The 11,562-nt window shown below is 40.7% G+C and carries 8 protein-coding genes; 6 read left to right on the top strand and 2 right to left on the bottom strand.

Going from position 1 to position 11,562, the window contains the following annotated elements:
- Positions 1 to 293: 293 nt before the first annotated feature.
- The 3 genes from BM057_RS06020 (at position 294) to ybaK (ending at position 2,719) form a co-directional block, all read left to right on the top strand.
- Positions 294 to 944 carry a VanZ family protein gene (locus BM057_RS06020; RefSeq protein ID WP_092092196.1) on the top strand — a complete coding sequence of 217 codons (651 nt, stop codon included), beginning with the start codon at positions 294 to 296 and terminating at the stop codon, positions 942 to 944.
- An 83-nt stretch (positions 945 to 1,027) separates the two neighbouring features.
- Positions 1,028 to 2,212 (top strand): class I SAM-dependent rRNA methyltransferase, encoded by a 1,185-nt coding sequence (locus BM057_RS06015; RefSeq protein WP_047391799.1) that lies wholly within the window; start codon positions 1,028 to 1,030, stop codon positions 2,210 to 2,212.
- Positions 2,213 to 2,227: 15 nt separating this feature from the next.
- A complete protein-coding gene (gene ybaK / locus BM057_RS06010) occupies positions 2,228 to 2,719 on the top strand; it encodes a Cys-tRNA(Pro) deacylase (RefSeq protein ID WP_092092194.1) in 492 nt (163 codons plus the stop codon).
- A 72-nt stretch (positions 2,720 to 2,791) separates the two neighbouring features.
- Here ybaK and BM057_RS06005 read toward each other — a convergent pair whose 3' ends face one another.
- The gene (locus BM057_RS06005; protein ID WP_092092192.1) at positions 2,792 to 4,069 is read right to left on the bottom strand and encodes a BaiN/RdsA family NAD(P)/FAD-dependent oxidoreductase; all 1,278 of its coding nucleotides are present in this window, start codon (positions 4,067 to 4,069) and stop codon (positions 2,792 to 2,794) included.
- Positions 4,070 to 4,341: 272 nt separating this feature from the next.
- Here BM057_RS06005 and BM057_RS06000 point away from each other — a divergent pair, with 272 nt between their 5' ends.
- From BM057_RS06000 to BM057_RS05990, 3 genes are read left to right on the top strand one after another with little or no spacing between them, the layout of a single operon-like run.
- Positions 4,342 to 5,727 (top strand): APC family permease, encoded by a 1,386-nt coding sequence (locus tag BM057_RS06000; protein WP_092092190.1) that lies wholly within the window; start codon positions 4,342 to 4,344, stop codon positions 5,725 to 5,727.
- A gap of 39 nt (positions 5,728 to 5,766) precedes the next feature.
- Positions 5,767 to 6,468: an ABC transporter ATP-binding protein gene (locus BM057_RS05995; RefSeq protein ID WP_092092188.1), complete on the top strand. Its 702-nt coding sequence runs from the start codon at positions 5,767 to 5,769 to the stop codon at positions 6,466 to 6,468.
- 9 nt (positions 6,469 to 6,477) lie between these two features.
- The gene (locus BM057_RS05990) at positions 6,478 to 10,014 is read left to right on the top strand and encodes an FtsX-like permease family protein (RefSeq protein WP_218147451.1); all 3,537 of its coding nucleotides are present in this window, start codon (positions 6,478 to 6,480) and stop codon (positions 10,012 to 10,014) included.
- Between the two features lie 932 nt (positions 10,015 to 10,946).
- Here the strand turns inward: BM057_RS05990 and BM057_RS05985 are convergent.
- Positions 10,947 to 11,453: an FUSC family protein gene (locus BM057_RS05985; RefSeq protein ID WP_052181852.1), complete on the bottom strand. Its 507-nt coding sequence runs from the start codon at positions 11,451 to 11,453 to the stop codon at positions 10,947 to 10,949.
- Positions 11,454 to 11,562: the final 109 nt, after the last annotated feature.

Here is an 11,562-nt window from a genome sequence, read left to right as displayed (position 1 = left end):
AAAGAAAGGTTTATCTGAACATATATCAACCCACATTTTACAGCTTATTAACAGCATAGTCAATTTGATTGTTCCCCAAAACAGCTTGGAAACCCTTTTAGAATGAGCTATATGAGCACTTTTAAAAATAAATTAAGAATGTTTAAACTTTTTCTTTTTGGTTGATTTATGGCAAAATAGAAAAATGAAAAATAAGACTTATGTTTAGTAAATTTCTATCGTATAATAAAACACATTGACTCTATTGTATAAAATCGAAATATTGAATGAATAAGGGAGGCTTCTGTTCCAGTATGTTTTTTTTACAACCTCTTTTTGACCAGATCGAAGCTAGATTTGGTGAAGTGATCAATCATTTTTATTTGATTGAACTGATTTTTTATAGTTTAGATCGGACGATCCTTTATTTTATCATTTGGATCTCTTTAAGAATGATGTATTTGTTTTTCGTTAAAAAGGCTGACATTAAAGAGAACTTATTTTCTAAACATGAATGGGTTTTGAATATTTTTGTTTTTTATGTCTTGCTCCTGGTTCATTTAACGGTGTTTAGGGAACAGACTTCTATTCTGAATGTGTCGATCCATCGGCGTTCATTGAGTGAAATCAACTGGCATCCACTGGTGCATACGATCAAGCTGACACACGGAACCAGTTTGTTTTCCTACTATTATAATTTTTATGGCAACATCCTTTGGTTTATCCCCATGGGCTTCGGCGCAGCCTATTTGTTGAAAGAACGTTATTCATTTTTAAAAGCACTAGGCATTGGTTTTTCTGTTTCTATTTTGATCGAGACGATGCAGTTTTTATTCGACACTGGCATTTCAGATATTGATGATGTGTTGTTCAATACAGCAGGTACGATCATCGGGATTCTATTATTCAGCGTGCTTGATCGAATAATAAAAAGAAGAAAACGCAAAACCCTTTCTCATGAGTAGCAGTATCTAGCTGTTTTGTTTTCATTTGTATTCATGGGACTGTGGTATACTAGGATAGAAATCGATTCAAAGGAGTTGAAACAGTGAAAAAAGTGCAGTTAAAAACAAAAGCGGCTCAGCGCGTGAAAAAAGGATATCCTTTATTAGTAAAAGAAGATTTTGCTCATCACATCAATGAGCCAGAAGGTACGATCGTCACTTGTTTAGATCAAGAAAAGCAGCCGATCGCATTGGCTTACTTGGCTAAGCAGCATAAAGGAGACGGTTGGATCTTAACGTTGGATCCAAAAGAAAAAATAGGCACAGCTTTTTTTGAACAATTGTTTCGAAAAGCTGAAGCAGCTAGACAGTCTTTTGTATCAGCAGAGGATACATCGGCCTTCAGATTGTTTAATGGAGAAGGTGACGGATTAGGTGGCTTAACGATTGATATCTATGACCAATACGCTGTTTTTTCTTGGTACAGTGAAGGGATTTTTCAGCATCAGTCCATGATTTTAGCCGCTTTTCTTAAAGCAACCAATATGGAGATAAAAGGAATTTATCAAAAGTTTCGTTATCCTCGTAAAGACCAGCTGGTTTCAGAACACACTTGGGGGAAAACAGCGCCTGAGCCATTGATCATCATAGAAAATGGCGTTCATTTCGCCGTTTACTTGAATGAAGGATTGATGACAGGGATCTTTCTTGACCAACATAATGTTAGAAGAAGTTTAATGGAGGATTATGCTGCTGGACGAACCGTTTTGAACACTTTCAGTTATACAGGCGCTTTTTCAGTAGTAGCGGCTATGGGCGGAGCGGTAAAAACAGTCAGCGTTGACTTAGCGAATCGAAGCCTGCCTAAAACGCAAGAACAGTTTCAAGTAAACGGATTGCCGTTAGACCAACAAGTGATTCGTGTGATGGATGTCTTTGATTATTTTCGATATGCGATCAAAAAGGGCTTAGCTTTTGATACAGTTGTCGTTGATCCGCCAAGCTTTGCTCGTTCCAAAAAACGTACATTCAGCGTAGCCAAAGATTATGCTGCTTTACTAGAAGATGTTATAGAAGTGACCAAAGACGACGGAGTGATCATTGCTTCGACAAATGCAGCAAATGTTTCTGTTAAAAAGTTTCACCAAATGATCGAAGCAGCGTTTGCAGCGAAACGTCAACAGTATCGGATCATAGAAACCTATCGATTGCCTGAAGATTTTAAAGTTCATCCAAACTTTAAAGAAGGTAATTATTTGAAAGTCTGTGTCATTCAAAAAGAATCATAAGAAAGAAGTTTTGAGATGTCAAAAAAGGGGAAAACGCCAAAAACCAATGCGATTCGTTTTTTAGAAAGTCGCAAAGTGCCTTTTAACGTTCGAACGTATCCTTGGAGTGAAGACCACTTAGGTGCAGAGCAAGTCACTGAAGCTTTGGATGTACCGCCTGATCGTATTTATAAAACTTTGGTTACAGTAGGAGATAAAACAGGTGTCATCGTAGCGGTTATTCCTGGAAACAGTGAGCTTGACTTAAAGGCGTTAGCAAAAGCAAGCCAAAATAAAAAAGTCGAAATGCTTCATATGAAGGATTTGTTGGCGACAACGGGCTACATCAGGGGCGGTTGTTCGCCCATTGGAATGAAAAAGGACTTTCCAACTTATTTTTCTGCTCAGGCAGAAAAGAAAGAGACGATCATCGTGTCAGCCGGCAAAAGAGGTCTGCAAGTAGAAGTGGATCCGCAAGATTTGGTGCGTGTCACCAATGGGACCTTTGCCGAAATAGATGTGAAATAATTAAAAAAACGAACGGCCATAGAGAATAAAGGCTGTTCGTTTTTTTGATTTTTATATTTCTATAGCAGGCAGCTATTTTTGTGTGGCTGTTTGAGCATAATAAGCAGCATGCATGCCTGCGATGCGTCCTGTGATAAAAGCACCGGTGATATTATAACCGCCCGTATAACCATTATAGTCTAAGACTTCTCCACTGAAAAAGAGCCCTTTTGTCAATCGGCTTTCCATTGTTTTGGGATCGACTTCTTTTGTATTGATCCCGCCGCCTGTAACAAAAGCTTTTTCGATCGGCAAAGAACCATGAACTTGAAAACGGAAATCTTTTAGGAAAGAAATGATATCCTTGATCTGCTGCTCATTCAATTGTTTGAGTGGCAGACTTTCGTCAATGGACAAGCGTTCTAGACCAAAGAGCAAGTAACGTTCTGGTATCAAGCCTTTTAAAGCATTCTTAACAGCCTTTTCGCCTTCCGTTTTGATCAGCTGTTGAATCTGTTGCTGAAGCTCATGTTGTGACTGGTCTGGCAGTGCATCGATGCCCATCGTAACAGCATTTGTTTTGTCTCTTTTCATCGTTTGCAAGACAAACATACTGCAGCGCAAAACAGCAGGACCTGAAATACCAAAATGGGTAAAGATCATATCCATTTGATGAGTGATGACTGTTTTTCCTTTTTTGTTATATACTTTTAATGCAATATCTCGTAATGACAAACCTTGCAATACGCGGTTTTGGATAAAGCTTTCTTGAGAGGTGATCGGCACTTCTGTCGGGTAAAGCTCTTTGATGGTATGCCCGGCTTTTTTGGCCCATTGGTAGCCATCTCCTGTTGAACCGGTGCGCGGCATCGCTTTTCCGCCAACAGATACAATGACGCTGGCAGCGGTCAGTTCACGCCCATCTTTCAAACGAACCCCTTGGATCACTTGATCATGGATCAGCAGCGTGTCCACTGCTGCATCGGTGTAGACCATAATATTCAACTCTTCCATCCGACGCTGCAGAGTCTCTAAGATCGTTCGAGAACGATCAGTGGTTGGAAACATACGGCCATGATCTTCTTCTTTCAATTTGACACCATTCGAACGAAAGAAGTTCATGATATCGTAATTGTCATATTGGGCAAAAGCACTGTATAAAAAGCGTCCGTTACCAGGAATATGCGCGATGATTTCTTCTTTGTCTCGATTATTTGTCACATTACAGCGTCCGTTACCCGTAACGAGCAGTTTTCTGCCCAAGGTTTTATTTTTTTCGACCAGTCCAACGACTGCTCCATTTTCAGCTGCCGAAATGGCTGCCATCATGCCGCTGGTGCCGCCGCCAACGATCAATACATCCACATTCATTTTTTGACTCCATTCTTTATCCGATTCTATCGTTAGTATGCTGTTAACCGATAACCTGAGCTTGTTTCTTTTTTACGTATTTTATAGATGAACAAGAACTTCTTTGGTCATACTTATCCGCTCGGTCTTTTTTTGTAGTGTACCATAAGAAAGCAGGCTTTTCTAAGTATTTCTAAGGAAATGAAGTTTAAGGTTGTTCAAAGCGTTCGTGTTTTGTAGAATGAGAAGAGAAAATAGGAAGAGAAAATAAAAGAGAGTTGAGTGAATGACACATGAATGTTTTTAGGAAAATGCCTTTAGCCTCACAAGAAACAAGAGAAACAACTTTATCAAAAGAATTGAAAACGATGGATTTGGTTCTGCTTGGGTTAGGGGCTATCGTTGGGACAGGGATCTTTGTGATCACGGGAACAGCAGCAGCAGCGACTGCCGGTCCTTCATTGATCATATCGTTCGTGATTGCAGCCTTCTCTTGTGCACTATCAGCTCTTTGCTTTGCTGAGTTCGCTTCAAGGGTACCAGTCTCGGGAGGAGCTTACTCTTATGGTTATACCATTTTCGGTGAAGTGATCGGCTGGCTCATCGGCTGGTTAATGATCTGTCAGTATTTATTAGCCTGTGCTTCGGTTGCTTCTGGGTGGTCCGGCTATTTAAATGGATTTTTAAAAGGCTTAGGAATCGGCTTGCCTACAGCTTTAACCGCTTCTTTTCAGCCGGAAAAAGGAACGTATATAGATTTGATCGCCGTTTTGATCACGTTGATCGTGACGATATTGATTATTCAAGGAGCCAAACGTGCACTACGGTTGAATAATCTAATGGTTTTGATCAAGTTTTCTTTGATCCTCTTGTTTATCATCGTCGGCTTCTTTTATGTCAAACCTGAAAATTGGTCGCCGTTTATGCCATTTGGAATGAATGGCATCATGGAAGGTGCAGCAATCGTTTTCTTTGCCTTTCTCGGTTTTGATGCCGTCAGTACAGCAGCAGAAGAAACGAAAGACGCTCAAAAAAGTGTACCCAGAGGAATCATCGGCTCTCTTGGGATCGCCACAGCGCTTTATATCCTTGTGACATTGGTACTGACCGGATTGGTTCCTTTTGATCAACTTGATGTAAGAGACGCAGTTTCATTTGCTATGCGTTTTATTGGGCAGGATTTTATTGCAGGTTTGATTTCGGTGGGAGCTATCTTAACTTTGCTGACGGTTTTGATCTCAATGCTGTATGGACTAGGACGTCTGCTCTTTGCGATCAGTCGCGATGGATTGTTGCCGCAATCATTGAGTGAAATAGATGAGAAAAACCATACTCCTAAAAAAGCGACTATTTTAGCCGGTATCGTCACTACAGTCTTAGCAGGCGTGGTACCTTTAGATCGTCTGGCCGAATTGACGAATATCGTGACATTGATGGTCTTTGTGATCATTGCAGCAGGAATCATCAAGTTGAGAAAAACATTTGGAGAACCAAAAGCTGGTGAGTTTCGTGTGCCGCTTGTTCCGTTGCTGCCGATCATTTCTATCTTGGTTTGTTTGTACTTGATGGTCCAGCTGTCTTTATCTGTATGGATCGCATTTGGTATATGGCTAGTACTCGGGATATTGATCTATCTATTATTTGGCTATCATCATAGTCGGTTGAATCAAGCTGAATAGATCTTATATGCAGGAAATGAAAAGAAGGAGGAACAGAAAGTGGCTTTTGTAAAAGTAAAAGATGAGTACAAACGTTACCGCATGGGCGAAACGATCGTGGCCGCTAATGATGGCATCACCTTCGAAATAGAGGAAGGTGAGTTTGCGGTGATCGTTGGCCCCAGTGGTGCTGGGAAAACGACGGTCTTGAATATTTTAGGCGGCATGGATTCACCTGATGAAGGGATAGTGGAGATCGATGGTACAGATATTGCTAACTTTTCTGAAAAGAAGCTGACCGGGTATCGTCGTGAAGCGATTGGCTTTGTTTTTCAGTCCTATAATCTTGTCCCTAACTTAACGGCGAAAGAAAATGTAGAACTGGCAGCTGAAATTTCACCAAATGCATTAGATGCAGCAACTGTTTTAAGAGATGTAGGTTTAGGTGAACGAATGGACAACTTTCCTGCACAACTATCTGGAGGAGAGCAACAGCGTGTAGCTATCGCAAGAGCATTGGCCAAACAGCCCAAATTGTTGCTCTGTGATGAGCCAACAGGTGCTTTAGATTATGAAACAGGAAAGCAAGTATTGAAACTGCTGAAAAAAACATGTGATCAATATGGGACTACAGTCATTGTCATCACGCATAACCAAGCCATCACACCAATGGCAGATCGAACGATTGAGATCAATAATGCTAAAGTTCGCCAAATCACTGTCAATGAAAATCCTAAGTCAGTAACAGAAATAGAATGGTAGGGGATGTCTGTGAAGAAAAAAGCCTTATGGAAAGACATCGTTAAAGAGATTGGACAGTCAAAAGCACGCTTTTTATCTATTTTTTCCATCATATTACTTGGTGTAGCTTTTTATGCGGGAATCACTGCAACCAGTCCTGACATGGTCGATACGGCTGATCATTATTATAAAGATCAGCAGCTGATGGATATCAAAGTCCAATCAACAATGGGATTGACTGAAGATGATCTGGATATTCTAGCCGATTTAGAAGATGCAGCGGTTGAAACGCGTTATACCCAAGACGTTGTGCTAGCGCAATCTAGCTTGGTAACAAAGTTGATGAGTATTCCTTTAAACGAAAAAAATCCGCTCAATCAACCGTACCTCGTTTCAGGACGGCTGCCTGAACATTCTGGAGAAATCACTTTAGATTCAAAAAATGATTATCAGGAAGCTTACAAAATCGGAGATACGATCGAGATCGAAACATCGGAGGAAGAAGAGGGAACAAGTAACTTGAAAAAGACCTCTTTTAAAGTGGTCGGATTCACCGCTTCTCCTGAATATATCGAAACGATCTCAAGAGGAAACACAACTGTCGGTAACGGGACATTAGACGGCTTCGCCTTTATTCCTGAAACAGATTTTGATATGGATGTATATACAGAAGCTGATCTGCGTTTTTCAAATGTCACACAGCAGACTGCTTATTCGCCGGAGTATGAAAAAGCAATCGAAGCAAAAACAGATAAGATCGAAAAAGCTTTGGAAAAACGTCCGGAAGAAAGAAAAAAAGATATTCAAGATGAGATCCAAAAAGAAATCGATAAAGGGAAAGAAGAGATCGCCTCAGCTAAAAAGGCATTAGAAGATGGCGAACAAGAACTGGCTGATGCTAAAGAAGAACTAGATAATGGCTGGGCAGCTTATCAAGAAAATAAAGCACAGATGGATCAAAAAATTGCTGATGCTCAAGCGACCCTCGATCAAAAACGGCAGGAATTAAAAGAAGCCGAAACAACACTGGCTAATAAAAAAGCGGACTTGAAGCAAGCTCAAGCGGAATTGGACGAAAAGAAAGCCCAATTTGAACAGAAAAAAGAAGAGGGAAAAGCACAACTGAACAACAGCAAAAATTATCTTGAACAGGCACAAGCGGCTATCATTTATCCTAAAGATCAAGTAGCGCAAGAGACCCAGCAATCACTGAGCAGTACTGCAGAGCAAATTGATCCGGAATTAGCAGGTGTGTTGACAGGCTACTTTGCCGGAAAAGTACCGGCATCCGCAGCAAAACAAGCTCTAGACGGATTTGAAGCTTCCCTTGCTGAATTGCCAGAAGAACAAAAAGAGTCAGCTCAAGTGTTCTTGCAGTCTGCCCGTGAAGCAGTACAATCTCCTGGTGAGCAGATTGCTGCTGATCAACAGCAAACCTTGATCCAACAAGGCAAACAAATCGATAAAAGTTTAGGAGATGCTTTTGCTGGTTATTTTGCTGGAGAAGTACCGCCCGTTAACATGGCAGCCGCATTAGATCAAACAGCAGCTGGTCTTTCATCAGGTGAAGGCCAATTAAGTGAAGCGGAAGCTCAGTTGAAAGCCGGACAGCAACAAATCGATGATGGACGAGCTCAAATCAAAAAAGCTGAAAATCAATTGGCTGCTGGAAAAGAACAAATTGCAACAGGCCAACAAGAATTGGATGAACAAAAAGCTTCTGGTGAAGCTGAATTGGCAAAAGCCAAAGCAAAACTTGAAGATGGACAAGCAGATTATGAAGCAGGTTTAGAAGAGTTTAAAGAAAAACAAGCAGAAGGCGAAGAAAAAATCGCAGACGGTGAAGCGGATATTGCAGAAGCAGAGAAACAGCTCAAAGATGTTCCGTTACCAGAATACTTTGTTTTGGATCGAACGGACAATCCAGGTTATGCTGAATACAATGACAATGCTGAACGAATCGCTGCTATTTCAAAAATCTTCCCGATCTTCTTTTTCCTCATTGCCGCTCTGGTTTCCTTGACAACGATGACAAGGATGGTAGATGAACAGCGGACACAAATGGGGACTTTGAAGGCATTAGGTTATTCTAACTGGGACATTGCGAAAAAGTTTGTCGTCTATTCGATGCTGGCTAGCTTACTTGGAGCCTCTATCGGATTAGCAATCGGGTTCTATTTATTCCCGACAGTGATTTTTAATGCATACGGAGCCATGTATCATTTGCCTGAGGTGCGGATTTCCTATCCTATCCCTGCCATTTTGATTTCTTACCTCGTCGCATTCTTATGTACCGGTGTCGCTGCTTTTGCAGCTGTTCGTGTTTCGCTAAAAAGCAATGCTGCCACATTGATGCGGCCGAAAGCGCCTAAGATCGGAAAACGCATTTTCTTGGAACGCTTAACACCAATTTGGGAAAGAATGAGTTTTACACAAAAAGTAACAGCGCGTAATCTATTCCGTTATAAACAGCGGATGCTGATGACCATTTCAGGCGTAGCCGGCTGTACTGCTTTGATCCTGACTGGTTTGGGGTTATCGGATTCAATTGAAGATGTTGCGTCACTGCAATATGGCAAATTGCATCAATACCAAGCCATCGTTGCATTGGATGACTCAGCTTCAGAAAACAGTGAAGAAAAGTATCAGCAGCTGATTGAAGAAACCACAGAAGTATCCGATGCGTTAATGGTCGATCAAGAAAATGACACGGTCAATCAAAAAGGTGTGAATCAGCAAGAAGTAAACTTGTTCATTCCACAAGATCCTGAACGCATCAACCAGTTTATTTTGTTGAATGATAGAGAAACAGGAAAACAATTCAAACTGGATGATACTGGAGCGATCATTACTGAAAAATTAGCTAAGTTGTATGATCTTAAAGAAGGCGACACTTTGGAAATCACAAATAATGATCAGGAGAACTTTACGGTTAAAGTAAACAATATTGCTGAAAACTATCTAGGTCATGATGTTTACTTGTCACCGACTTATTATGAAAAAGTAACGAATGAAAAACCAGACTATACGATGCAATTGTTGAAATACAGCGAATCAGAAGAATGGGAGAAAACATTTGGTACAGCTTTAACGGATCAAAAAAGTGTAGCAGGCGTCAGTTTTGTCAGTACTTTCAGCGACAGTTTCCAAAGTACCTTAGATAGTTTAGACATTGTCACGATTATCTTAGTGGTCTCAGCTGCTTTGCTAGCGTTTGTTGTCTTATACAATTTGACCAACATCAACGTTTCCGAACGTGTGCGAGAGCTGTCGACAATAAAAGTACTAGGCTTTTATGATAACGAAGTGACCATGTATATTTACCGTGAGAACCTGTTGTTGACCTTTATGGGGATTATCGTTGGTCTATTACTAGGTTTCATCCTACATGGCTTCGTCCTACAAACAGTCGAAATCGACCAAATGATGTTCAGCCCAATCATCTCCATCTCTAGTTATATATACGCAGCGATCCTAACGACCATATTCTCAACCATCGTCATGATCGCCATGCATATCAAACTAAAACACATCAACATGCTCGAAGCACTCAAAACCATAGACTAAAAACAAGGATACGGAGAAAGCCTGCAAGAGTCACAGCAAAAATAGGAAGTTGTTGAAGAGAGCAGCGGAGCGCGCATCAAAACAACTTATCTTTTTTGCAAAGACTCTGGCTTTCGCAACTCAACTAATAGGATGTGAAGCGAGGTCGATAGAGACGACAGAAAAATGAAAAAGCAAAACCATTATCGGAAGCACTGTTGCCGTTCCGGCAAAGTGTATCATGTCTCTAAGCGATAAAAATCGCAAGAGCCATGACAACACAGACCATCCAGCGCATGTGAGCGTCTTTTGAATTTTGCCGAGACTCTACCTCGCGCAACTCAACTACAAGGATACGGAGAAGTCCTGAAAAAGCAAAATCGTTATTGGAAGTACTGATGCCATTCCGGCAAAGTGTGTCATGTCTCTAAGCGATTAAAAATCGCAAGAGCCATGACAATGCGAAGCGAGGTCGATGAAAAGAGCATGACATTCAGCTGTCAGACTAAAAACAGGTTAACGCCCTAAAAAGCGCAAAGACCTCTTTAGGCTGGCAGCTGAGTTTTTTATTTAAGAGCATTAATGACCAACTCAAGAGCTGCAACAAGTTTGAGTTAGTCAATAAGAGACATTAATGACCAACTCAAGAGCTGCAATAAGTTTGAGTTAGTCAATAAGAGGGGTTAATGACCAACTCGAGAGCTGCAATAAGTTTGAGTTTGTCAATAAGAGGGGTTAATGACCAACTCGAGAGTAGCAACAGGTTTGAGTTAGTCAATAAGAGGCGTTAATGACAAACTCAGAAGCAGCAACAAGTTTGAGTTGGTACGCAAAAGGAGTATCGTTCCGACTCAAAAGAGAAACGAAATTTGAGCAGTCACAAAAAAGGCTTCTAATAGAGTAGTTTTAAGCAAACCCTCTAATTAGAAGCTTTTTTGACGATTTCAACATGACTATTTCTTCAACAAGCGATTTTTCCATTGCAACATCACTTCTTTATCTACAAGATAATTGATACAAATGGCGATCAGCGAGCCGATCAATGTATCGATCAAACGGTTTGCAGCATACAAGATTGGCTGAACATCAGGAGCACTAAAATAAGTCATGAAAAAAGCTGCGATTCCTCCGATGGTCCCAGTCTTATAGTTCAGTTTGTTACAGGCAACGATCATGAAGATAACTGCAAACGGAGCGCCAAATAATTCAACTAAGACATCATGTTGAACCAGTTGCTTGACAACGATCAACATTAACGCCGTAAGTGCACCTAAAAAATTTCCCATTACCCGATGCTTACCTGATGTCAGACTACTTTTCGGCGATTCCTTCAGTACGACTACTGCTGCCAAAGCTGCGATCATAGGCGTACGTTCATTCATAAAATAAAATAGTACAAGGGTGATCCAAACAGAAAGAGCTGTTTTAAATGTCCGCATACCAATAAGATGGTTCTTCACTACTCATTTCCCCACTTTTTTTAAAAAAGATTTTGCTTCATAAACAGTTTTGAACTGTCCTTAAAAAAGAAGCAGTTACCATGATACAACTTATTGAACGGATTGAAAA

The sequence above is a fragment of the Pisciglobus halotolerans genome, assembly GCF_900113675.1.
Taxonomy (GTDB): domain Bacteria; phylum Bacillota; class Bacilli; order Lactobacillales; family Carnobacteriaceae; genus Pisciglobus; species Pisciglobus halotolerans.
The sequence above is the reverse complement of the archived record's forward strand: the minus strand, read 5'-3'. Positions and strand labels throughout refer to the sequence as shown.